The organism is Providencia sp. AGC89, assembly GCF_053543535.1.
Genome location: NZ_JBIXLP010000060.1, coordinates 113,474 through 138,058, shown reverse-complemented (window position 1 = coordinate 138,058; position 24,585 = coordinate 113,474). Strand labels below are relative to the sequence as shown.

The 24,585-nt window shown below is 40.9% G+C and carries 23 protein-coding genes, 1 pseudogene and 1 riboswitch; of the genes and pseudogenes, 9 read left to right on the top strand and 15 right to left on the bottom strand.

Going from position 1 to position 24,585, the window contains the following annotated elements; genetic code table 11:
• Positions 1–2: 2 nt before the first annotated feature.
• Complete coding sequence (gene xseA / locus ACIPUA_RS08945; RefSeq protein WP_071548142.1) at positions 3–1,370, bottom strand: exodeoxyribonuclease VII large subunit; 1,368 nt, start codon at positions 1,368–1,370, stop codon at positions 3–5.
• Between the two features lie 171 nt (positions 1,371–1,541).
• Between xseA and guaB the strand changes: the two genes are divergently transcribed.
• The 3 genes and pseudogenes from guaB to ACIPUA_RS08930 all read left to right on the top strand — a co-directional run.
• Complete coding sequence (guaB, locus tag ACIPUA_RS08940) at positions 1,542–3,008, top strand: IMP dehydrogenase (RefSeq protein WP_042843566.1); 1,467 nt, start codon at positions 1,542–1,544, stop codon at positions 3,006–3,008.
• An 83-nt stretch (positions 3,009–3,091) separates the two neighbouring features.
• Complete coding sequence (guaA, locus tag ACIPUA_RS08935) at positions 3,092–4,669, top strand: glutamine-hydrolyzing GMP synthase (RefSeq protein ID WP_048607329.1); 1,578 nt, start codon at positions 3,092–3,094, stop codon at positions 4,667–4,669.
• A 179-nt stretch (positions 4,670–4,848) separates the two neighbouring features.
• Positions 4,849–5,114 (top strand): annotated as a pseudogene (locus ACIPUA_RS08930) (tyrosine-type recombinase/integrase); the annotation flags it as partial.
• A gap of 209 nt (positions 5,115–5,323) precedes the next feature.
• Here the strand turns inward: ACIPUA_RS08930 and ACIPUA_RS08925 are convergent.
• Positions 5,324–6,175, bottom strand: a complete 852-nt coding sequence (locus ACIPUA_RS08925) for a universal stress protein (protein WP_048607324.1) — start codon at positions 6,173–6,175, stop codon at positions 5,324–5,326.
• 10 nt (positions 6,176–6,185) lie between these two features.
• Complete coding sequence (locus tag ACIPUA_RS08920; RefSeq protein WP_042843572.1) at positions 6,186–7,673, bottom strand: SulP family inorganic anion transporter; 1,488 nt, start codon at positions 7,671–7,673, stop codon at positions 6,186–6,188.
• Positions 7,674–8,246: 573 nt separating this feature from the next.
• Here ACIPUA_RS08920 and ACIPUA_RS08915 point away from each other — a divergent pair.
• Positions 8,247–9,119 (top strand): SDR family oxidoreductase, encoded by an 873-nt coding sequence (locus ACIPUA_RS08915; protein ID WP_369104954.1) that lies wholly within the window; start codon positions 8,247–8,249, stop codon positions 9,117–9,119.
• Positions 9,120–9,170: 51 nt separating this feature from the next.
• Here the strand turns inward: ACIPUA_RS08915 and ACIPUA_RS08910 are convergent, their stop codons facing one another.
• From ACIPUA_RS08910 to ACIPUA_RS08900, 3 genes are read right to left on the bottom strand one after another with little or no spacing between them, the layout of a single operon-like run.
• Positions 9,171–9,488, bottom strand: coding sequence for a DUF1634 domain-containing protein (locus ACIPUA_RS08910; RefSeq protein ID WP_042843574.1), 318 nt, complete (start codon positions 9,486–9,488; stop codon positions 9,171–9,173).
• Positions 9,485–10,336 carry a sulfite exporter TauE/SafE family protein gene (locus ACIPUA_RS08905; RefSeq protein ID WP_042843575.1) on the bottom strand — a complete coding sequence of 284 codons (852 nt, stop codon included), beginning with the start codon at positions 10,334–10,336 and terminating at the stop codon, positions 9,485–9,487. The genes ACIPUA_RS08910 and ACIPUA_RS08905 overlap by 4 nt, the downstream gene beginning before the upstream one ends.
• A gap of 3 nt (positions 10,337–10,339) precedes the next feature.
• Complete coding sequence (locus ACIPUA_RS08900; protein ID WP_449059568.1) at positions 10,340–11,089, bottom strand: GntR family transcriptional regulator; 750 nt, start codon at positions 11,087–11,089, stop codon at positions 10,340–10,342.
• A gap of 407 nt (positions 11,090–11,496) precedes the next feature.
• Here ACIPUA_RS08900 and alr point away from each other — a divergent pair, with 407 nt between their 5' ends.
• From alr to rlmA, 3 genes are all read left to right on the top strand, one after another.
• Complete coding sequence (gene alr, locus ACIPUA_RS08895; protein WP_042843577.1) at positions 11,497–12,729, top strand: alanine racemase; 1,233 nt, start codon at positions 11,497–11,499, stop codon at positions 12,727–12,729.
• Positions 12,730–12,953: 224 nt separating this feature from the next.
• Positions 12,954–13,691 carry a phosphatase gene (locus tag ACIPUA_RS08890; protein ID WP_042843578.1) on the top strand — a complete coding sequence of 246 codons (738 nt, stop codon included), beginning with the start codon at positions 12,954–12,956 and terminating at the stop codon, positions 13,689–13,691.
• Between the two features lie 288 nt (positions 13,692–13,979).
• Entirely contained in the window at positions 13,980–14,804 is an 825-nt protein-coding gene (gene rlmA, locus ACIPUA_RS08885) for a 23S rRNA (guanine(745)-N(1))-methyltransferase (RefSeq protein WP_042844319.1), read from the top strand.
• Between the two features lie 43 nt (positions 14,805–14,847).
• Here the strand turns inward: rlmA and mntP are convergent, their stop codons facing one another.
• The 8 genes from mntP to pabB form a co-directional block, all read right to left on the bottom strand.
• Positions 14,848–15,429: a manganese efflux pump MntP gene (gene mntP, locus ACIPUA_RS08880; RefSeq protein ID WP_042843579.1), complete on the bottom strand. Its 582-nt coding sequence runs from the start codon at positions 15,427–15,429 to the stop codon at positions 14,848–14,850.
• A 47-nt stretch (positions 15,430–15,476) separates the two neighbouring features.
• A riboswitch (yybP-ykoY riboswitch) is annotated at positions 15,477–15,619 on the bottom strand.
• A 151-nt stretch (positions 15,620–15,770) separates the two neighbouring features.
• Complete coding sequence (locus tag ACIPUA_RS08875) at positions 15,771–16,229, bottom strand: DUF986 family protein (RefSeq protein WP_042843580.1); 459 nt, start codon at positions 16,227–16,229, stop codon at positions 15,771–15,773.
• Between the two features lie 89 nt (positions 16,230–16,318).
• Positions 16,319–17,170: a PTS mannose transporter subunit IID gene (locus ACIPUA_RS08870; RefSeq protein ID WP_042843581.1), complete on the bottom strand. Its 852-nt coding sequence runs from the start codon at positions 17,168–17,170 to the stop codon at positions 16,319–16,321.
• A gap of 13 nt (positions 17,171–17,183) precedes the next feature.
• Positions 17,184–17,984 (bottom strand): PTS mannose/fructose/sorbose transporter subunit IIC, encoded by an 801-nt coding sequence (locus ACIPUA_RS08865; RefSeq protein ID WP_042843583.1) that lies wholly within the window; start codon positions 17,982–17,984, stop codon positions 17,184–17,186.
• Positions 17,985–18,066: 82 nt separating this feature from the next.
• The gene (gene manX, locus ACIPUA_RS08860) at positions 18,067–19,029 is read right to left on the bottom strand and encodes a PTS mannose transporter subunit IIAB (RefSeq protein ID WP_215573047.1); all 963 of its coding nucleotides are present in this window, start codon (positions 19,027–19,029) and stop codon (positions 18,067–18,069) included.
• Positions 19,030–19,697: 668 nt separating this feature from the next.
• Complete coding sequence (locus tag ACIPUA_RS08855) at positions 19,698–21,062, bottom strand: L-serine ammonia-lyase (protein WP_131680768.1); 1,365 nt, start codon at positions 21,060–21,062, stop codon at positions 19,698–19,700.
• Between the two features lie 279 nt (positions 21,063–21,341).
• Positions 21,342–21,902 carry a CoA pyrophosphatase gene (locus ACIPUA_RS08850; RefSeq protein ID WP_042843585.1) on the bottom strand — a complete coding sequence of 187 codons (561 nt, stop codon included), beginning with the start codon at positions 21,900–21,902 and terminating at the stop codon, positions 21,342–21,344.
• Complete coding sequence (pabB, locus tag ACIPUA_RS08845) at positions 21,895–23,265, bottom strand: aminodeoxychorismate synthase component 1 (RefSeq protein WP_042843586.1); 1,371 nt, start codon at positions 23,263–23,265, stop codon at positions 21,895–21,897. The genes ACIPUA_RS08850 and pabB overlap by 8 nt, the downstream gene beginning before the upstream one ends.
• Positions 23,266–23,392: 127 nt before the next feature.
• On the opposite strand from pabB, the gene ACIPUA_RS08840 reads away from it, so the two are divergent.
• Complete coding sequence (locus ACIPUA_RS08840) at positions 23,393–23,572, top strand: YoaH family protein (protein ID WP_042843587.1); 180 nt, start codon at positions 23,393–23,395, stop codon at positions 23,570–23,572.
• Positions 23,573–23,763: 191 nt separating this feature from the next.
• A complete protein-coding gene (gene yebF / locus ACIPUA_RS08835; RefSeq protein ID WP_048607312.1) occupies positions 23,764–24,129 on the top strand; it encodes a protein YebF in 366 nt (121 codons plus the stop codon).
• A gap of 153 nt (positions 24,130–24,282) precedes the next feature.
• Here the strand turns inward: yebF and ACIPUA_RS08830 are convergent, their stop codons facing one another.
• Positions 24,283–24,513 (bottom strand): DNA polymerase III subunit theta, encoded by a 231-nt coding sequence (locus ACIPUA_RS08830; protein WP_042843589.1) that lies wholly within the window; start codon positions 24,511–24,513, stop codon positions 24,283–24,285.
• Between the last annotated feature and the right edge of the window lie 72 nt (positions 24,514–24,585).

Here is a 24,585-nt window from a genome sequence, read left to right as displayed (position 1 = left end):
AATCATTTCGATACTCTTTTGGCTTTAACCTTTTCAATATGGGTAACTTGGCTTTCAACCCAGCCATCATTAAGGCGAGTTTTCAGTGGTTGGCCGATTTTCACTTGGCTGGTTTTTTTCAACACTGTACCTTTAGCGGTTTCACTGATACTAAACCCGCGAGCTAAGGTAGCTAATGGGCTAACCGCTTCCATTTTTGAACAAGCTACTGCGAAACGTTGGCGGTAACTATTAACCAAACTCGTGACCATATTCTGCAAATGATACTGTGTCTGCTGCAACTGTCGCTGCTGTTTTTGCAATTGAGGGCGCAAATCATTTTGCAGTAAACGGCGATTAACTTTTTCGAATTTAACCGTTGAATTTTGTAGTTGTCGAGTCATCGACTGCGCCAGTTTTTGTTGCAATAAATTAAGCTGGTTATGTTGCCTTGCCAAACGCAATTGCGGGTGCTGTTGCTGTAAACGATGATGTAAACGAGCAAACCTTTGTTGTTGACCCGCCACGTAATAATCCATTGCCATTTCAAGATGTTGCTGTGCTGATTTTATCTGGCGTAGCATCTCTAATTGGTTACGGCTGACTAACTCTGCTGCGGCAGAAGGCGTTGGTGCTCGAACATCGGCAACATAATCCGCAATCGTCACGTCAGTTTCATGACCAACAGCACTAATTATAGGCAGTTGGCTAGCAAAAATAGCCCTAGCAACGATTTCTTCATTAAAGGCCCACAAATCTTCAAGTGAACCACCACCGCGACCAACGATTAATACATCGCATTCCTGACGCAAATTTGCCAGCTCAATCATTCTCGCAATTTGGGCTGGTGCCAATTCACCTTGAACCGCTGTAGGGTAAATGATAATTGGCAGTGAAGGGTCACGACGGCGTAAAATGTTTAAAATATCATGTAATGCAGCCCCGGTTGCCGAAGTGATAATACCGACGCATTTAGCTGGGCTAGGCAAAGTTTTTTTATAGGTGGCATCAAACAAGCCTTGCGCATTTAGAGTTTGCTTTAAAAGCTCAAAGCGTTGTTGTAACAAGCCTTCGCCAGCAGGTTGCATGCTTTCGATGATCAATTGGTAATCACCGCGAGGCTCATACAAAGTCACGGTAGCCTTGACTAAAACTTGTTGGCCATTTTGTGGGCGAAATGTCACACGCGCATTTTGCCCACGAAACATCGCTGCACGAACTTGTGCACGGTCATCCTTCAAGGTCAAATACCAATGACCTGAACTTGGCTGCGAAAAATTAGAAATTTCAGCAGTTAGCCAAATACGGCCCATTTGGTTATCAAGAAGTTCGCGAACCGCTTGGTTTAGTTTACTAACTGAGTAAATAGCACTATTTTGTGATGTCGACATGTGAGCTAGATCAAATTTTAAAACAAGGACTTAATTGATAGATACTAACGTAGCCATTGGAGTTATCAAGTTTTTTTTCAAAAAAAGGCTGGAAGCAACCGATTACGGTGTGTATAATTCCGCGGCAATATTTTATACCTTTCCATAACGCTGCCTGGTGGGATATTGCCTATGTTACGCATTAAAAAAGAAGCACTAACTTTCGACGACGTTTTACTCGTTCCTGCACACTCAACGGTATTGCCAAATACTGCAGATTTATCAACTCAACTGACTGCAAACATCCGCCTAAACATTCCTATGCTTTCTGCAGCCATGGACACCGTTACTGAATCTGATCTTGCAATCGCGCTAGCTCAAGAAGGCGGTATCGGTTTTATCCACAAAAACATGACCATCGAGCGCCAAGCGGAAGAAGTCCGCCGTGTGAAAAAACATGAAAGTGGCGTCGTGACAGACCCTGTTACGGTGACGCCAGATACAACAATTCGTCAGGTACAAGAGTTGTCTGAACGCAATGGTTTCGCAGGTTACCCTGTGGTAGCTAAAGACAATTCATTAGTGGGGATTATTACTGGCCGTGATGTCCGTTTCGTCACTGACCTTGACCAGCCAGTTACTGCGGTAATGACGCCGAAAGAGCGTTTAGTTACTGTGAAAGAAGGCGAAGCGCGTGAAGTCGTGTTACAAAAAATGCATGAAAAACGTGTAGAAAAAGCCTTAGTGATTGATGATAACTTTCATTTGTTAGGGATGATCACCGTTAAAGATTTCCAAAAAGCAGAACGTAAGCCTAATGCTTGTAAGGACGAACAGGGGCGTTTACGTGTCGGCGCAGCCGTTGGTGCCGGAGCAGGTAACGAAGAGCGTGTTGACGCGCTGGTTGCTGCTGGCGTTGATGTATTATTGATTGACTCATCTCATGGTCACTCTGAAGGTGTATTACAGCGTATTCGTGAAACGCGTCAAAAATACCCAGAATTACAAATTATTGGTGGTAACGTTGCGACAGCCGAAGGTGCAAAAGCATTGGCAGAGGCAGGAGTTAGTGCTGTAAAAGTAGGGATTGGCCCAGGTTCTATTTGTACTACACGTATTGTTACTGGTGTTGGGGTTCCTCAAATCACTGCTATTGCAGAAGCGGCAGAGGCATTGGCTGGCACTGGTATCCCTGTGATTGCAGATGGGGGAATTCGTTTTTCTGGTGATATTTCTAAAGCGATTGCCGCTGGGGCAGCTTGTGTCATGGTTGGCTCTATGTTTGCGGGGACTGAAGAATCGCCAGGAGAAACTATTTTATTCCAAGGTCGTACCTATAAAGCATACCGTGGTATGGGTTCATTAGGAGCTATGTCTAAAGGTTCTTCAGACCGTTATTTCCAATCTGATAATGCGGCTGACAAACTTGTCCCTGAGGGGATTGAAGGCCGTGTGGCGTATAAAGGCCGCTTAAAAGAAATTATTCATCAACAAATGGGCGGGCTACGCTCCTGTATGGGGCTGACAGGTTGTGGTACTATTGATGCGTTAAGAACAAAAGCAGAATTTGTTCGTATTAGTGGTGCTGGTATCCAAGAAAGCCACGTTCATGACGTTACTATCACAAAAGAATCTCCGAACTACCGTTTGGGGCAATAATCGATAACGTTTCAGGGTGGTGCGGTTAATTAATACGCACCACCGATTTTATTTTTGACTTGAATTTTTGGAATTCTCCTCAAATGACAACAAATATCCATAAGCATCGCATTCTTATCCTTGACTTCGGTTCGCAATATACACAGCTGATTGCCCGTCGTATCCGTGAAATTGGCGTTTATTGTGAACTCTGGGCGTGGGACGTTACAGAAGAGCAAATTCGAGAATTTAATCCAAATGGTATTATTCTTTCTGGTGGGCCAGAAAGCACCACGGAATCAGATAGCCCACGCGCTCCTGACTACGTGTTCAATGCAGGCGTACCTGTATTAGGTATTTGCTATGGCATGCAAACAATGTCAATGCAATTAGGTGGCGCAGTTGAGGTTTCAGGCGAGCGTGAATTCGGCTATGCAAATGTAGAAGTTACTGAGCAATGTGAACTGTTCCGTGATATTCATGATTCATTGAATGAAGCTGGCAAGCCTGTTTTAGATGTGTGGATGAGTCATGGAGATAAAGTGACTGCGATTCCAGCGGACTTCAAAACGATCGCAAGCACACCAAGCTGCCCATATGCCATCATGGCAAATGAGGAAAAAAGGTTCTATGGGGTTCAATTCCACCCAGAAGTTACTCACACACACCAAGGTTTAAATATCTTAAAACGTTTTGTACAAGATATTTGCCAATGTGAGGCACTATGGACACCAGCGGCAATTATAGAAGACACGGTTGCGCGCTTGAAAGAGCAAATCGGAGATGATCATGTATTGCTGGCACTTTCAGGTGGCGTTGATTCATCAGTAACGGCTCTGTTATTAAACCGTGCAATTGGCAAGCGTTTGACCTGCGTATTCGTTGATAACGGCTTATTACGTTTAAATGAAGCAGACCAAGTGATGGAAATGTTCGAGGGTAAATTTGACTTGAACATCATTCATGCTAAAGCTGAAGATCGTTTCTTAAGTGCATTAGCAGGGATCAGCGATCCTGAAGCTAAACGTAAGAAAATTGGCCATGTATTTATCGAGGTATTCGATGAAGAGTCATCGAAGCTTCCTAACATTAAATGGCTAGCACAAGGGACAATTTACCCTGATGTTATTGAATCCGCCGCTTCAGCGACAGGTAAGGCACACGTTATCAAATCACACCATAACGTAGGTGGTTTACCGGATGACATGAAGTTAGGTTTGGTTGAGCCGTTAAAAGAACTGTTTAAAGATGAAGTACGTAAAATCGGTCTTGAACTGGGCCTGCCATACGACATGTTATATCGCCATCCATTCCCAGGACCAGGCTTAGGCGTTCGTGTACTCGGCGAAGTTAAGAAAGAATATTGTGATTTACTACGCCGCGCAGATGCTATCTTTATTGAAGAACTGCATAAGGCAGATTTATACCATAAAGTTAGCCAAGCATTTACCGTGTTTTTACCTGTTCGCTCCGTCGGTGTGATGGGAGATGGTCGTAAATACGATTGGGTTGTTTCTCTGCGTGCTGTTGAGACTATTGACTTTATGACCGCTCATTGGGCGCATTTACCATATGATTTCTTAGGCCGTGTATCAAACCGCATTATCAATGAAATTAGCGGTATTTCTAGGGTCGTATATGATATTAGTGGTAAACCACCAGCAACAATTGAGTGGGAATAATCCTGCAATAAGAATTAGCTGGCACTGACTAGCAAAATAACGACTTAAGCCCATGTAAAAGTGGGCTTTTTTGTTTTTATGGCTTGCCGTATCTGGCACTGATTAGCAGCGTCAAGCACAAGTTGAATGGGGTATTAAAGTTGGTATTATCGCAAGCAGATGCCATTAATGGCAGATAAGAGTCGTTCACCTTTGGTCGCTATGGCGTTGGGGGTATCACTATGGCAAAAGCCCGTGAGTGACTTGGTGAAGCCAAGTGGATGGTCGCCGATGGAAAGTCGCCAGCGAAGGAGAAGGCCCGCAACAGTGACTCATTGCGCGTGAGATTGTACTCCAGATATACCGGTAGGCTACTGAGCGAGGCTAGAAGGTTGAGAACCTAGCAGAGTTGGTAAGGCCAGTAAGTATTGCTAGGTTTGAGCAGAGAGATCGAACTCTGACGCCTGAATAAATCAGGGTCATGTACCACTAGGCTGAAACTGGCCGAACGATGCCGGAGGACTTTAAGCAAGCCTTGGACACCATTCGGTATGCGATACCGAGCTAATTGCTACGAAGAAAGACGGTCACGGACCGCCTATAATCTACAGAGGGCTAATCAATCTCTCCAATTACAAAGTTAAAAAATACACATTTTTGCAAAGTAGAACAAAGTTAGCGCAAAACAATCATAGGTATTTCTGTTTGCTCAATCATTTCCATTGTATTACTACCTAAAAATATACTTGCTAATTTAGAGTGAGAAAAAGCACCCATCACAAGCATATTAACACCACTGCTTTCTTTGTACTTCATTAAAGCATCAAAAATTTTCCCTTCTAATAAACTAGCTTTCACCTCAAAGCCGCTATTAGTTAATAACTCTTTCGTTTGCTGGAATTTTTTTTCTATGTTTGGTGCGCTATTTTTTACAGTGACTAAATGGCAGGTCAAATCATGTAACAGCCCACCTTCAATAATACGTTGCACGGCTTGGTCCGCAGTTTCTCTGCCATCATAAGCAAGCATAAAGCTTCTAGGTGTTTTAAATGACTGATTCACAATTAGTATTGGTGTGTGGACTCTACGAATAATTTGTTCAATATGAGAGCCAAGTGTCTTGAAATATCCAGCATGTTGTTGACCAGACTTCCCAATAATAATGAGTCTTGCATCATTTTCAAGAGCACAAATGGCTTCAACAATACCACTGTGACGCTGTGTTTTTTCAACATCATGGCAACCGTTGGCAACCAAAAGAGCCTTGGAGTGTGCCAAGATTTCCTTACCAAGGGATAAAGCAACTTTACTGCGTTGTTCGTCTAAAGCGGCCATTTCATTGAGAAGTGAAGAGCGGGCGCCAAGGCCAATGGCTCCACTTAAATCTTCTGTAGCTGGTGAGTGATTTTTTTCAATAGCATGCAGTAGCAAAACAGGTTTATTCAACTGTTTAGCAGACCAACAAGCGGCTGCACATACCTGGTCAGAAACCGCAGAGCCATCAATACAGGTAATTATCTTATTCATAAGTTTCTCCTTAGTGGCCTGCCATTAATTTTTCAACTTCCTTTGGATCGTTATGGACGCCAAATTTATCAACAATAGTTTCTGTCGCCTCACTCATTCCAATAATTTCAACTGTCGCACCTTCCCGCCTAAACTTAATAACGACTTTGTCTAAAGACGACACGGCAGTAATATCCCAAAAATGCGCTTGGGTTAAGTCAATGGTTACCTTATCAACCGCTTTTTTAAAATCAAAGGAATCAATGAACTGTTCAGATGAGGCAAAGAAAATCTGACCAACCACACGATAAGTACGTGAAGCATCATCAGTTTGCGCTGTTTTAACTACCATGAAGCGACCAATTTTGTTTGCAAAGAATAACGTTGCCAATAAAACACCAACGAAGACACCAATCGCTAGGTTATGTGTTGCCACCACAACAATAACGGTCGTGATCATGACGATATTGGTTGATAATGGATGCTTTTTTAAGTCTTTAATTGATGACCATGAGAAGGTTCCGATTGAAACCATGATCATAACGGCCACCAGCGCCGCCATCGGGATCTGTTTTATCCATTCATCCAAGAATACAACAAGGATAAGTAAAAATAGGCCCGCACTAAAGGTAGATAGTCGCCCACGACCGCCAGATTTTACGTTGATAATAGACTGCCCTATCATGGCACAACCAGCCATACCACCGAGTAATCCAGAGCCAATGTTGGCAATACCTTGACCTTTACATTCACGGTTTCGGTCACTTTGAGTATCCGTCAAATCATCAACAATCGTGGCTGTCATCATTGACTCTAATAAACCTACAATGGCAAGACCTAAGGAATAAGGAAGGATAATCATCAACGTGTCGAAATTTAGTGGCACATCAGGCCATAGAAAAATAGGAAGCGTGTCCGGTAATTCCCCCATGTCACCAACGGTTCGGATATCCAAACCTACGATCATCGCAAATGCGGTGAGAACAACAATACATACTAAGGGTGAAGGGAGAGCTTTGCCGATAATCGGGATATATGGAAATAAATAGATGATAGCTAAACCTATCGCCGTCATAGCATACACATGCCAAGTGACATTGGTAAGCTCAGGCAATTGAGCCATAAAAATTAAAATAGCAAGCGCATTAACAAAACCTGTTACGACAGAACGAGATACAAAACGCATTAGGCTCCCTAACTTAAGGTAGCCAGCAACTATTTGGATCAAACCGGTGAGCAATGTTGCAGCAAGCAAATACTCAAGACCATGCTCTTTTACCAACGTAACCATGAGTAATGCCATTGCGCCTGTTGCAGCGGAGATCATACCCGGGCGACCACCCACAAACGCTATAACAACTGCAATACAAAATGAAGCGTAAAGACCCACTTTGGGGTCAACACCTGCGATGATGGAAAATGCAATCGCTTCAGGTATTAGCGCTAAGGCAACAACAGTACCTGCTAAGAGGTCTCCCTTGATGTTGGAAAACCATTCAAGTTTCATTTTTTCGAGCATAGATAGCCTTATAAACTGAGAGACAATGCAGGCATACAAAATTAAATCGCAACAACGATTAACTTCATGCGCAGATTGTCATATTTTTTACTAGGGGTGAATTTGTTCGACCAAAGACCTGCCATTGGTGGATACGGCATAAAGTGAGTCACGTTGATAAATGTGACTTTAGAGGAGAGTCAGGCGCCTAGGGTGGCGTAATATGCAAAACGAGTTCCTTTCTATAAGAGTTCAGATTATAAAGAATTTAGATTATAAAAATAACTATTCATGATACCGTAGATAATCTGTAGTGGCAACTTAAGGGGGCCCTATACACATAATCAGGCCACTACCAGTTGAGTTTCTGGGGAGCTTAGTAAGAGAAAGCCAACGGAGTATCCCACCGGTTCGCTAAGCGCTCCAGATAGCCATAACGATTTTTTTATTTTTATCGTTTTTAATTACGAGTAATAGTAGATAATTTTGACGGTATTATTGACGGTATCACAGAGCATAGAGTAGGGTTAATTTTGAAAGACGATAATGTCAGTATTCAATTAACTTAATTTGTGGCTACCCTAAGGTTTAAATGTGAAAAAAGTTTTAGTTGCAGGTGCTACAGGCTATTTGGGGCAATATCTCGTTGCAGAATTAAAAAAACAAGGTTATTGGGTCAGAGCGCTTGTCAGGAGACAAAACCAACAAGGGTTGGTGGCTAGTGCCGATCATATCTATGTTGGGGAAGTGACGGAACCGAACACACTGCATGGTGTTACTGAGGGAATAGACGTCGTTATTAGTGCGGTTGGAATAACCCGACAAAAAGATGGTTTGACCTATATGGATGTTGATTATCAAGGTAATATCAACCTATTAGATGAAGCAATAGCTGATGAGGTAAAGCAATTTGTTTATGTTTCAGCTATCGATGGCGATAAAAACCGACACTTAAAGATATTTGAAGCAAAAGAACGTTTTGCGGATGAACTCAAACAATCTTCTCTTTCTTCTATTATCGTTCGTCCCAACGGCTACTTTAGTGATATGGGGGATTTTTTGAAGATGGCAGCTTCTGGGCGAGTTTATTTGTTCGGTGATGGTCATGTGCAAATTAACCCAATTTCGGGTAAAGATTTGGCTGAATTTATCGTTAAGGCCCTTAATCAGGGGCAAGTAAGGCAGGAACTATCCGTGGGAGGGCCTGAAGTGCTTTCTCTAAATGATATTGCCAATTGTGCAGCCCAAGCTTTAGGACAAAATATCAAAATTAGCTATCTCCCTGACTGGGTTCGTAGGGGAAGTATTTTTGCAGTTCGGCATTTCACGCCGCAAAAGTTTTATGGCCCAATTGAATTTTTTCTGACATTTATGGGGGAAAGCCACTTAGGTGAACCTGTAGGAGGTGATCGACTCGAAGATTTTTATCGTAACGAAGTTAACATGCTGAAAAAAGTAGATAACTGACTTGAAATATCTAGTTCGCTGGGTCAATAGGGAAATAAGCAGGGATCAATATTACAGTTCAATAATAACGCCTGCGGCGATAAAGACGAGTACAAGAGTCGTAATCGCGACATAAACATAATCTCGGTCACGTATAAAAAAGGCTAGCATTAAAATAACGCGTAATACAGGCAAAAGAATAAACAATGCAATGCCCGCACTCACAATGTCAGAGCCATGTAGTGGAAGTAGGGATGTGCCCCAAAATGGTTTTAAAGCGGTTAAGGCTACACCAATGGCAATCAAGGTTGTCGCTAACCATGTTCCGTAGCGAAGTAACAGAGCGATGACTTGGTCCCGTAATTCTAAATACCCTTTCTCAGACTTCATAGTGTTCCAGCAAAAATGTGTATATCAAAAGCGCTCATAAGCATTTGAAATGCTAAAAACGCCAGAATGATGACAAAAAAGATACGCAATTTATCGGCAGGTAGCCCTATAAGTAAGCGTGCTCCGATAATTGAGCCAATAACTGAACCTAAGGCGATAGGGCCAGCAACATTAATGTCAATATCCCCTCGAACAAAATAAGCCCCTGCACTGGCTGCTGCTGTCACCCCAATCATGAAATTGGATGTAGCGCTTGAAACTTTAATGGGAAGGCGCAAGGCGCTATCCATGGCAGGTATTTTGAGTACACCAGAGCCAATTCCTAATAATGCCGAAATCAACCCCGCCCCGTACATGAATATCATACCAAGAGGAACACGACTGACGTAATAGGGGACTTCCTGCCTAGATTGGCTTTCTGGAAAACTAGAATGTAAGCGTAAGGTTGTAGCCCAGCGAGTTTGATTGATTGGAGTAGCAGCAATGACTTCATATCGGCGAGTTAACATCTGTTTAGCTGAAATTGTGAGGATCATGGCAAAGAGGCCATACAGTACAGGGGGTGAGATGAGCCCAATTAACAACACCCCTGTCAAGGCACCAAATGTAGTGGCTGTTTCAAGTACAATGGCTAGACGGGTATTGGTTAGGCGATTTTTGAGAAACTGACCTGCACTACCACATGAACACGCTATGACGGAGACCAGGCTTGCTCCAATGGCGATGTGGATTTCTACACCAAAAATTTGCGTGAGAATTGGCACAATAAAAATGCCACTTGCCATCCCCAGTATTCCACCAAGCGCACTTGCTGCACAAGCCGCGATAAACAGTAATAGAGCGTCCATTATTTAGGCTTTCGGTGAGGTGCGTGGACGACGAGTTAAACGCGTGACGAAGCTAATCAGATCACCGCGATAGTAGAGCTTTTCATAATCAATGGGCTGGTGGCCTGTGGTATAGGATGTTCGTTCGATTAAAAAGATAGCACTACCTGTATCAATATTGAGAGCAAGAGCGACATTAGAAGGGGCTGTAATAGCTGCAAGGCGATATTCTGCCTCAGTTAATGGGATAGCGTATTTATCTTCGAGTAGAGAAAAGATGGGTTCAGCATCTAAATCGTGTGTGATAATTTTTTCTCCAATTTCTTGAGGGAGATAGGTTTCATCGAAAGACATGGCGATGCCATCGGCAAGGCGGACACGCTGGAGCCGCATTACGGCACTTCCAGGTAAGATGCCAAGTTGCTCAGCTACATGTGTATCGGCAGATACGATTTGCTTGTCTAATAGGCGAGCCGTTGGGATACGACCAAGGGCTTGCATATCCTCAACAAACCCAGTCAACTCAGTGAGTTCTTGGTTGATTTTAGGCATGGTCACAAAGGTCCCTTTACCACGCCGGATTTCAATTTGTTCGCGCAATACAAGGTTCTCAATCGCCTTGCGTACTGTTGTGCGGCTTGCATTAAACCTTTCTATTAGGCGATCTTCGGATGGCAATTGGCTGCCTGGGGGGTATATACCATTGGAAATATCAGCCGCGAGAGCTGATTCGATTTTTGCGTAAAGCGGTAAGTGTTCAGGATTAATATTCATACCATCATCATGACATCATGATGTCCCTATGTCAATGTTGTCTATGAGGTAACGAATGTAATTAAAAATAGCCCTATAGAGCCCCAATAATGGGCGAATATGATATGCAAGATAACCATGTGGCAAGCATTAAATAAGCTGCTATCAAGCCACCAAGAAATAAGCTAAATGGATGGTAACAGTGTAATAAACATAAGTAATGGGTTTGGGAGGATTAGGTGCGATAAGAAACATTGATTATATTTATGCGTGTAGTGTGACTTTTTATGCATTAAAAGTGAATTATTACTTGTTCAAATTATTCAAATTGATATTATCACGGTGAAATGTATTTATGCAGGTCAACGTCCCCAAAATGAGAACAACAACGGATTGGGGTGAATATCACTATAGTTAAGGAATAATTTGTGGCTTTTCGTTTAAAATATCTTGCATTACTACCGCTATTTGTTGCTACGACAGCATGCCAACAACCGTTTAATACTAATGCTAATGATGTAGCAACACCTGTAGTACAAACCCAATCCGTAGTGGTTAATAACTCATGGATTGAAATCTCACGAGGCGCATTAGAATTTAATGTGCAAAAAGTTCAAGCTCTATTAGGCGATAAATCCTCTCTTTGCGCGGTATTGAAAGGGGATGCTTACGGTCATGACCTTTCATTAGTTACCCCCATTATGATTGAAAACAATGTTCAATGTATTGGCGTAACAAACAACCAAGAATTAAAAACAGTGAGAGACTTAGGTTTTAAAGGCCGTTTAATGCGAGTGAGAAATGCGACTGAGCAGGAAATGGCACAAGCGACACAATATGACACGGAAGAACTCATTGGTAATTTAGCAATGGCGCAACGTTTGAATGCGATTGCAAAACAACAAAATAAAATCATTCCTATTCATTTAGCGCTAAATTCGGCAGGGATGTCCCGTAATGGACTCGAAGTAAGCCATGCCGCTGGTTTGAATGAAGCGAAGCAGATTTCAGAATTACCGCAATTAAAAATCGTGGGAATTATGTCTCACTATCCAGAGGAAGATGAAGCTCAAATCCGTAAAGATCTTGCAAAATTCAAGAAAGGATCACAACAAGTCTTGGCGGTAACTGGAATAAAGCGTGAAGATGTGATGCTGCATGTGGCGAATACTTATGCAACTATTACTGTCCCCGAGTCGTGGCTAGATATGGTGCGTGTAGGAGGGATCTTTTATGGTGACACCGTTGCAACGAACGACTATAAACGCGTAATGACGCTTAAATCAAATATTGCTGCGGTGAATCATTACCCTAAAGGAAATACTGTGGGTTATGACAGAACTTATACTTTGAAACGAGATTCTGTTTTGGCCAATATTCCTGTTGGTTATGCTGATGGCTACCGTCGAGTATTTAGTAATACTGGTCATGCATTGATCAATGGCCAAACTGTTCCTGTGTTAGGAAAAACATCAATGAATACCGTCATGGTGGATGTTACTGATTTAAAACAAGTCAGCCCAGGTGATGAAGTCGTATTTTTTGGTAAACAAGGGAATGCCGAGATAACGGCTGAAGAAGTTGAAGATATCAGTGGCGCACTTTTTACAGAGATGTCGATCCTGTGGGGCGCAACAAATAAACGTGTTTTAGTCGACTAGTTTTAATCTCGAAATATTCAACTTGAACCCGCGATTATCGCGGGTTTTTGCGTATTAAATACGATTCCAGATAAAGTGCAATGTATTGTTATAAGTTTATAAAGTATAGGTCTATAAAGTGCTGTTTAGCTTAATTAGTATCGAAACCTTAACCTTGATATGTTAGCTTGAATAAGTCGTTATAAGTGATAAAGCAAATAGAAGAATTAGAAGGATATTATATTATGTATCAAGTTGATTTACATGCGCACACCATTGCCAGCACCCATGCATATAGTACGGTGAGTGAATATTTTACGGAAGCGGCAAGCCGTGGTGTAAAGCTATTTGCGATCACAGACCATGGACCTGAAATGCAAGATGCCCCTCATGAATGGCATTTTGGTAATATGCCTATCTTACCTCGGATTGTTGATGGTGTTGGTTTACTGTATGGTATTGAAGCTAATATAAAAAATAAGCTGGGTGAGACAGACTGTAATGAAAAAATAGCACGTCATCTGGATATTATATTAGCGGGTTTTCATGAGCCGGTATTAGAGCCCCAAAGTTTAGCTGATAATACAGAAGCCATGATTGCAACGATCCGCAGTGGTAAAGTGCAAATCATTACGCACCCTGGAAACCCTAAGTACCCCATCGATATTAAAGCGGTTGCTCAAGCGGCGAAAGAAAGTAATGTTGCTTTAGAAATGAATAACTCATCATTTCTCCATTCCCGAGCGGGTAGTCAAAAGAACTGTTTAGAAATTGCAAAAGCGGTTAAAGACAGTGGAGGTTGGGTTTCGCTGGGGTCTGACTCTCACTTTTCAGGTTACTTAGGTCGTTTTGACCGTGTCATTGAAATGCTGGACTCTATTGATTTCCCACAATCTCAGATCCTGAATGTAACACCACGTCGTGTGCTTGATTTTCTTGAATCTCATGGGCGTAAACCAATCCCTGAATTTGCTGATTTCTAAGTATATTGCTTAGGATATTCTGCAATAAGAATGAAAGCCGCTCAGTCAGATATGAGTCCGGCTTTTATTTTTAGTTCTGCATTAGGTGAAGAATATAATATCAGTTTAATGATAATAAATTAAAAGCAGAGAAAAAAGAGAGCAAAGAAAAATCTGCGCAGGCGGGTAAGCCTGTAAAATAATTTAATGGAATATCGTTAACGTCACGGTGTCATGGGAAATAATTCTATGGCGCTGCATGATGGCTGATATGGTATACTGCTCATTATTTTTAAATCAGTGATGTTTATGAACTATCAATGCCCCCTTTGTTTTAAACCCCTTCAAAAAGTACAAAATAGCTTTCGTTGTGAAGCTAACCACCAGTTTGATTGTGCAAAAGAAGGTTATGTTAATTTATTACCTGTGCAACATAAACGTTCAAAAGACCCCGGTGATAGCGCAGAGATGATGCAGGCTCGTAGGCAGTTTCTTGATGCGGGGCATTATCACCTGATGCGTGACAAAGTTTCAGAAAAAATAGCCCAATTTATTCCGTCATCAAATATGAGTTTGCTAGATATTGGTTGTGGGGAAGGGTATTACACTGATTATTTTGCACAAGAACTGAAAAAGCAAGACGAGCAAGCCACGGTCTTTGGGTTAGATGTGTCTAAAGCGGCAATCCGTTACGCGGCTAAGCGTTATAAATCAGTACATTTTTGTGTGGGGACTAGCCACCGATTACCTTTTGCGGATACAAGTTTCGGTAGTATTGTCCGAATTTATGCACCATGCAAAGGGGAAGAATTAAGCCGTATCTTAATATCTAAGGGGACTCTAATTACCGTCACTCCAGCAGCAGAACATCTGCAAGAATTAAAAGCATTGATTTATGATGAAGTGAAATTGCATCCTGTTAAAGAAGAAAATCTACCTAATTTTGTTCTATTAGACGAAACACGGTTAAATTATAAAATGTCACTGGCAGGCAGCGAAGCTTATGAATTGCTAGCAATGACGCCATTTGCTTGGCGTGCGTCTGAAGAAGTTAAGCAAGGTTTATTATTATCTAATGTGAAGAATTATACTGCTGATTTCTTGATCCGGGTTTACCAATATCAGGGTGAGTAGAACGCTTAAAATTGCCCCCTAAGATAATTAGGGGGCAACAAAATTATGAAGCGTACATAAATAATTCAAGGTGCTCGAATAAGATATTAAACCCGATACCAATTAATACTAATCCACCTACAATTTCGGCTTTTTTCCCTAATAATGGGCCGACATAACGGCCGATCATCATCCCAACAGTCGCCATTATCATCGTCATTAAGCCAATAGTCATTGCAGTATGAACGATGTCTACTTGTAAAAATGCTAAACCAAGACCGATTGCCATTGCATCAAGACTAGTGGCTATCGCTGATAATATTAGGTTTGTTGAGCTATGACTTGACGGCTTTGAACAACATTCTTCATCTTTTGTTTTAATGCTCTGCCAAATCATACGAGCACCTAAAACAAATAATAAAGCAAATGCAATCCAATGATCCCAACGAATGACATATTGACTTGCAAGTATCCCAATACCCCAACCTATAATTGGGGTTATGGCTTCAATGAAGCCAAAAATAAATCCAGTGCGGAGAATTTCTCTGAAGCGAGGTTTATGCAAAACAGCACCTTTGCAAATGGCTACAGCAAAGGCATCCATGGATAGTGCAAGGGCTAAGATAAGGGTAGCGTAAAAGCTCATAACAAGAACCTCGGTTGGGTGTTTCCATATACACATAAATTACCCCCAACCAAAAGGCTTATTTATGTGTCTATGGTCTTGCCAACCGAATCTGGTGTCCGCACCACGTTTGAAACCAAACGAGTATGTTGATACGGACTTTCTGGTATATATATAATACCAGAACAGGCTACTCCCCAATGACGTTGAAAGAAAGATACCACATTTTATTTTAAAGGCAACAATTAATTAATTGTGGATATTAAACGTTAGTGAGAATTATTATCAACTAGGGTATTAAGAAAAAAAAGGTTAATTATAAAATTAATTAACCTTAGTTTTATTATGAATATATATAATGATTATTTATGATTAATTAAAAACTCATAAATTCTTTGTAAATCATCAAGGTGAGATACTTTTATGTAAATTTTCTTTTGTTCTAACCCTATTATTAATATGCCATCTTCAGATAAATTCATTGTTTTTATTCTTTCGTATAAAATAAAAGTATTGGCAAAATAAAACCCAGTTTGTTTAAAAAATAGCTTAGGTGTTCTTATAAATGCCAAGTAAATAGACATGAATATAGTAACCAATAATAAGTAAGTGGTTAATAAATTACCATGACGAACAATATTTGTGTAAATAACAATACATATTAATACAATAAAAATGGTGGCATCAATACGATGTTTTCGTTTTAAGTTGATCTTTAATAACGTTTTGCCTTTCAGTAAATGCTGAATAAATTCGTCATAAATTGCATACACAAGCATGAGCAAAATGATAATAGCGAGAATGGCATCATTGAAAGTCATTGGAGCGCCCTTGGATAAGTAAACATGTGCAGAGCTTAAAATTAAAAAAGGGAGGCTGCAACCTCCCAATTCAAATAATTACAAGAGAATTATGGTGCTAAGAATTTCAGCCAAGCACCTAAGATACCAAGACCGAAGAAACCGATAATAATCCATAATGCATTAACTTTATGGCGTAAGAGCCACATACATCCGAAGGTTAATAACAATGGCACTAAACCAGGCATTAATTGGTCTAGGATCATCTGTACAGTCGTAATATCTTCTACACCTGTAGTTTGGTTTTTGATGCGCGAAACCTCAAGTGGAATATTGACGTGTGTCCACTTGTTTACTAAGGCCCCCATAACAAACAAACCAAGTATTGAAGCTCCCTCTGTTAATTTTTGTAGGAAGCCGCCTCCCATATCTTGAACAATATCGATCCCTTTCTTATAACCATATGAAATTCCATAGTATAAGGTGAGTAACCGTACTAGGTTGAATAAAAAGAAAAAGAGTAATGGGCCGAGTAAACTACCTGTCATCGCGATCCCAGCACCGAGTGCCGCAAAGACAGGGCGTACTGTTCCCCAGAAAATTGGGTCACCGACACCAGCAAGAGGCCCCATGAGACCGACCTTGATACCGTTGATTGCCCCGTCATCAATGTCTGCACCATTAGCGCGTTGTTCTTCCATTGCCATCGTCACGCCAAGGACCGGCGCTGCAACGTATGGGTGCGTATTGAAAAATTCTAAATGGCGTTTAATCGCTTGTTTACGGTCGTCATTATTTTCTGGATAAAGGCGGCGAATAACAGGGATCATTGAATAGCAGAAGCCGAGAGCTTGCATACGTTCAAAGTTCCAAGAGCCTTGGAATAAATTGGAACGCAAAAAAACACCGCGAATATCGCTCTGAGTCAGTTTTTTCTCTGTAGATTGAGTTGTGTCAACCATGATTGCGTTCCTCCTAGTCTAATTCATTATCAAGATTGTTGTTACTATTCCCTTGGCTCACAACAACTTGAGATTTGTTGTATTTAGGGCTGAGTTGGATGTAAAGTACGGCCATGACAACACCAATGACACCCAGAGCAACGAGGTTGAAATCTGTAAAGGCTGCAGTGACAAAGCCTAGGTAGAAGAACGGCATCAGATAGCCTGCACGCATCATATTAATGACCATTGCATAACCAACAACAACAATCATACCCCCAGCGATATTTAAGCCACTTGTGACAACTTCAGGGATTGAACTTAGCAGTTGCTGAACCTCGGATGTCCCTACAGAAACAGCAACAATAAGCGCAGGAATAGCAACGCGCATAGCTTGCAAGACCAGTGCTGAAACGTGAACTACGCTTAGATAAGTCAAGTTACCAGTCGTTGTAGCCCTATCAGCTGCGTGTTGGAACGCAACAGTAATGGTACGTACGATAATGGTTAATACTTGCCCAGCAGCTGCAAGAGGAATGGCTAATGCGATACCAGCACCAATGCTTTGCCCACCGGCGATGACCAAAATGGTTGAAATAATTGAGGCGAGTGCAGCATCAGGTGCGACCGCGGCACCGATATTCATCCACCCCAAAGCTATCATTTCCAAAGTACCACCGATGATGATACCTGTTTTCATGTCTCCCAAAACGATACCAATAAGCGTACAGGCAACGAGAGGGCGGTGAAACTGGAATTCATCGAGGATTGACCCCATCCCCGCGATACATGCAACGATGAAGACCAGTACTATTTGAACAACGGTAAGTTCCATTGTTTAATCTCCTGTAACCAACAAGTTTTAAAATCTGTTTGAGTAATGGATAAAGAACTAAAATAAAAAATTGTATTAAGCATTATTTTTTGAGCTTGCTAATTAAGTCCATCATGTGGACTTTGTTGTCAGATGAAACTTTTCTGACTTCAAGCTCAATATTTTTGTCATTCAAATAATTAAATGCATCGATGTCTTCTTGGTTGATTGAAACCGCATTGGTTACCATGGTTTTACCATCATGGTAAGCCATACCACCAATATTAACGGACTTGATTTCAACACCTTCTTCGACAATACGTTTAACGTCTGTTGGGTTAGTAAACAGCAACATAACACGCTCACCTGCATATTTCGGGTTGTTATAAACGCGAATGCATTTAGCGACATCAACAACATGAGCGGTTACCCCAGGTGGAGCGACTTGTTTGAGTAATGTTGAACGGACTTGGTCTTTTGCTACCTCATCACTGACAACAATAATTCGCTTAACTTGCGTTTCTTTGGTCCAGCGAGTTGCCACTTGGCCATGAATTAGACGGTCATCAATACGGGCAAGGGCTATTACCATATGTTCACCCGGACCAGCTTTGATTGGCGCTGGAGCAGGAGTACTTGGTGCCGCTGCTGCGGGCGCTGTTTCAACTTCTTTGAACTTAAATGAACGAACGCCACCACGACCAGTTTCTAATGCTACAGTGATCAGTTCGCTCAAGGTGGGGTTATCATCACGACACATAAAGGTTTCAACTAGCATTGGAACATTTACGCCAGTGATGATGTCATAGTTTTCATGTTGATTAACGATACGACTTGCGGCATTAAATGGGCTACCTCCCCATGTATCAACTAAAAACAGTACGCCTTTTGAAGTATCTAAATCAGTTAGTTTTTGAGTGTATTTATCAAACAGGGTGTCTGCATTTTCCCCAGGGATAAAATCAATAAACGAAACATTGTCTTGTTCGCCTATTAACATCTCGGTTGTTCGAAGAAGCTGTTCTGCAGCGACTCCGTGTGTACCAATCATAATAGCTATACTCACTATTTTTCCCTCATAGATAGATAAAACGAAATATTATCTGTAGATAAAACGGATGCTAAAGTTAGACTCCTCTTTATCAATTTCCCCTGTATCATAATATTAGCTGAATAATTACAAATTACTCATGGTATCCATAAGCCAGCTACTTATCTTGTTAGTATCGAGTCCATATGTAGCATAACATTTTGTTTTAACCTAAAAACTTGTTTCGCGTCAGAAAAATAAGAATATACCTAAAATCACTTATTAATTTGCGATTGTTATCTTTTTATTTGTTTTTTGTTAGGTTTTATTTTTATCAATTTTTAATTGAGTGGATTGTTATTGTGTTACAGGTAACAAAAAATTAAGCAAAAATAGGCTGTCATTGATTTTTTGGTTAAAAAATGGGCGGGTTGGCGGGGGGTTTGATTGTTGATAAATAATGTAAAGAAGCACTTTTAGCATAAAATAGCATAGCTTCCATTTTGATGCTGTTGATGAAATATATAATAAACAGTAAAAAACAAGGTTTTTTGTGGGGGAAATGATTAATTAAACTTGAAGGTTGTGGTAGGAAAAGACAGTGCTAACCAAATGAGCGCTTAATTGCAGATAAAAACGCCCTCAATGCTATCGACTTGATAATAGAATGAAGAGGGCGTTAACGTGTTTACCGTAGGTTAAAACTAATCACATTGCACCTTGATAGCTAAACCACCGCGGGAAGTTTCACGGTATTTGGCATTCATGTCCTTCCCTGTTTCGTACATAGTTTCAATCACTTTATCGAGAGAAACACGAGGTTCACTGGTTCTGCGTAATGCCATTCTTGCTGCATTTATGGCTTTGACTGATGCGATTGCATTACGCTCAATGCAAGGCACTTGTACTTGCCCAGCAACAGGGTCACAGGTTAGTCCTAAGTTGTGTTCCATGCCAATTTCAGCGGCGATACAAACTTGCTCTGGGCTGCCTCCAAATAGCTCGGTAAGGCCTGCAGCAGCCATTGAACATGCGACACCGACCTCACCTTGACAGCCAACTTCAGCTCCTGAAATTGATGCGTTCATTTTATATAAAATGCCAATTGCGCCTGAAGCTAAGAAATAGCGCATATACAGCTCAGGGGTAACTGGCTCAATACAATGATTGTAATAAGCTAATACGGCGGGGACGATACCACATGCTCCATTGGTAGGGGCAGTGACAACGCGGCCTCCTGCGGCATTTTCCTCATTAACGGCTAAGGCATACATATTGATAAGGTCGATAACATTCATCGGGTCATTTGAAAGTTTACTTGATGATGTGACCAGTCGATTTAGTGCCGGTGCTCGACGAGGAACGCGTAGTGGGCCCGGTAAGACGCCTTCAGTATTTAAGCCACGCTCAATACAAGCTTGCATCGTGTGCCACACATCAGCGAAGTATTCTTCAATTTCTTGTTTAGTATGGAGATCTAGCTCATTTTTCATCATTAAACTAGAAATAGAAAGACCTGATTTTTTGCAATTCAATAATAATTCGTCAGCAGAATTGTATGGATACGACACAGGTTTGCTATCAAGGATGGATTGACCAAAATGTTCTTCATCGACGATAAAACCACCGCCGATAGAATAATAAGTTTTGGTATAAATTTCTTTATCACCATTAAATGCATGAATTGTCATGCCATTCTCATGTAAAGGCAGGTTATCTTGACGAAAATTCATGCCGCCTTCATTTGGAAAGTCAACAACCTGAGTTCCATTAGCTAGCGGGAGTTTCTCTGACTCTTCCACATTTTTGATAAAAGTTGGAATAGATTCAATGTCAACGGTGGCAGGCATATTACCTGCTAGCCCCATAATAATGGCGATATCAGTATGGTGCCCTTTTCCAGTAAGCGATAATGACCCGTAAACATCCACAGAAATACGAGTAACGTTAGGCAATATGCCTTTGCTTACCAAATCATCGACAAATTCTTTCCCAGCTTTCATCGGACCGACGGTATGAGAGCTTGAAGGGCCAATGCCCACTTTAAACATGTCGAAAACGCTTATCACGCAGGACTCCTTAAAAAAAAGATGAAAATATAGTGCTTTATTTTAAAAGGCGCTACTTTACTGTTATTTAGTAGTGTTAACCAGTAAGTTTAAAGTATTTTTTGAAATAAGGTAGTTGAGGAGTGTGAATTGAAGGTAAATAGCACAAAATGTCTGTGAATTGTCTAAAAAGTAGTCAGTATAAAGATGGATATTTTGTAAGATCTGACGCTATATAACGGCTATCTAAAAATATCACACTGTAATAACGGCGCTATATGGTGAATAGTTATGAAAGGCTCAATCTAGTTGTAAAGCTAATTGGTGGATTATTGAGGCAGTCAAACCCCAAACTAACCGCCCGTTATACCAGTAAAAAAAGATGCGACTGTGCCGCCCTGAACGCTTTATATCCACGAATTTATGGCGTTGAAGTGAAAGTGCATCAAACAATGGAACTTCAAAGATAGAAGCCACTTCGCTGGGGTTCGCTTGATATCGAATATTATTAGGTAAAAGCCCAACTATAGGGGTGACCTCGTAGCCACCATAACTTTGGAGTGGGGCGAGTTGGCCAAGTACTTTAACTTTTTCCGGAGGGATCGCCACTTCTTCGTAAGCTTCACGTAAGGCGGTGTTGATGGGTGAGCCATCCTCGGGGTCACTTGCCCCCCCAGGAAAAGCCACTTCTCCTGCATGAGAACGTAAGAAAGGGGAGCGTTGCGTAAGAAGTAACGTTGGGTGCGGTTTATTGATTATTGGCAAAAGAACCGCAGCCGATTTACCCGCCTTGAATACAGGCTGGCGGGTTGTCGGCAAAGTAAACTGAAAACGATTGATAAAGTTATTCAGTTCAGTCATCTTTATTTAGTGCTCCTAATACAGGTAAAATCAGGCTTAATTTATCAAATGTCTCTTGATATTCTCTGTCAGCTTGGCTATCAGCAACAATACCACCACCAGCCCAACAGTAAATTTGTTTTTTATAGGTCAATAAAGTACGAATAGTAATATTGCTATCCATATTCCCACAAAAGCTAATATAGCCTATTGCACCACAATATCCATGTCGACGATGCGGTTCTAATTCTTCAATGATTTCCATTGCTCGTATTTTAGGTGCTCCGGTGATTGACCCTCCAGGGAAACACGCTCTTAATAAGTCAGCAGCACAATACTGTGCATCTAATTTTGCGCAGACCGTACTAACCAAATGGTGTACAGCAGGAAATGACTCCACTGCAAATAACTCAGGGACATTCACTGACCCTGGCTGGGCAACTCGGCCAATATCATTACGTAATAAATCGACAATCATGACGTTTTCTGCACGGTCTTTGGTTGAGTTTGCTAATTTTTCTACTTGAGCAAGGTCATCCTGTTCATTTTCTAGACGGGGAAGTGTTCCTTTAATTGGGCGTGTCTGAATATCGCCATCCTGTAAAAAAATAAACCGCTCAGGGGACATGCTAATGACTGCGTTTTCAGGTAAACGAATAAAGGAAGAGAAAGGGGCTTCATTACTTTCTAACAGAGCTAGAAATGCATTCCATTCGTCCCCTTTATACTTAGCTTTAAATCTTTGAGCTAAATTGATTTGATAGCAATCACCATTACGTAAATATTCATGAATATGCGCGATGTTTTGGTGATATGTCTCTTCTGACATGTTTGATTGCCAAGGGGACGTTAATTGGAATTTATTTTTACGTGGTTTTTTTTGTGCCTGTAACCAAGCTAACCTAGCTTCAATATCATCATAACTAATTAATGTAGTTGTTTTAGTGTGATGATCAATAATGAGTGCCCATAAATAGATCCCGATGGCCATATCAGGAAATTGTAATTCTGTTTTGGCGAGGTTAGGGAGTTTTTCAATGCGACGACCTAAATCGTAGCTCCAAAGGCCCAATGCACCACCATTAAAGGGTAAATCTATGCATTCATTATTGTTCGACCTGTATTTATTGAGCAATTGTTTTAGCAAATCAAAGGGGTCTGAACCCGAAGTCGTTGAAGGTTGACCTTGCTCTGTGATGGTTGTTTCGCTGTGGTAGGTAGTCAGTGTCGCAATAGGGTCAGCGACAATAATATCAAATCGATTATGTGAATGTTTTGCATTTCCTGAATGTAATAACATTGCCCATGGCAGATGTGCAATAGGCGCAAAATAGTCGATTGCCGCAGTTGGGCGATAAGGTAACTGTTTTTTATTGATAGTCATGTCGATAAATATAATGTTCCGCAACAAGTGGATTTGAACAGGTTAACATATATTCTTATCTTAATAATCGAAGAGATGTTAAAATCTTAATTATTGATTTTAGTATTTTACTTATGAGGTTTAAACCATGCTTTCTGGAATACCAGCACTTAATCATGAAGAGCAACAAGAAGCGGTTGAAAGAATTCATCAGTTGATGGCGCAAGGGATGAGTAGTGGAGAGGCCATTGCAATAGTGGCTCAAGAAATTAGGGAAAGCCACCAAGGTAAAGAGCAAATTCACGTATTATTCGATGATGAAAATTAATAATTAGTAAACATACTATTAACATTTATGCGCAGACCTGATAGATTAATATTAGTTAAGTCATTTTATTCATTGATACTAGTTAGAAAATGACCAGTAAGTAACTGGTAAATTTAACATATTCTAATAGGTTTAAATGGGCAGCTAAACTAATCAAAAATCTTTACCTTATATGGGTATCGGAGGGTGCTATGGAAGCAAATCATAAAATTGCTGTTGTTCTGGGGACATGTGCATTGGTTTTTAGTTCGTTTGCTTTAAGCGCAAACGATGAAGAAGGTAAAGCGGAACCCTTTGTCAGTTGTGGTACATTAACTGAACCACAGATTGCGGCTCAGGTTAAAAGTGATTTTATGCATAATCGGTTACCGCGTTGGGCAGAAGAGAAGGCCACGTTAGGTAAAAAGGCAGTTGCATGGGTCAATGATAGTGAAGTGACTAAAACTGAAACAGGCTATACTGTTCCATTGGTGGTGAGAGGGGCAAAATCTGACCTACGTTATTCTGTTTCGGTCGATTGCCAAAATAATACGGTTACCTATAACGCAACTAAATAGGCAGTTAATATTAGTTAACAAAGAAAAGACCCATTTTCTTTCGTATTAATGTAACTAAAGGGGAGCCGAAAAAGGCTCCCTTTTTTAGTGTATGGATAATAAATTTACTTCGTGACCAAATAAAAATATTGGGTAGTAAACCGAGTAATCAATTTAGCGATTTCTGGGTTCATAAGGCATACGCGCAAAATTTTGTGAAAGTTGGCGGTAATAAACCAACCTTTCTCTGAAATACTCCCTTAGGTGCTCGGGCTGTTCCCGTTCGACGGCTTCGGCGATGACGGCGACGTTATAGCGTTCTTTGAATGCAACACCGGAGGCTAAAAGGTCAACGTTGATCTTATCCATTTCATCTTTAGGTAATAAAGCAAGGTTGTAGTTCATTTTGGTTCTCAAAAGTTAATTCTCACTGATTTATTATAATGGGTTAATGAGAAAAAATCTCAATAGAATATT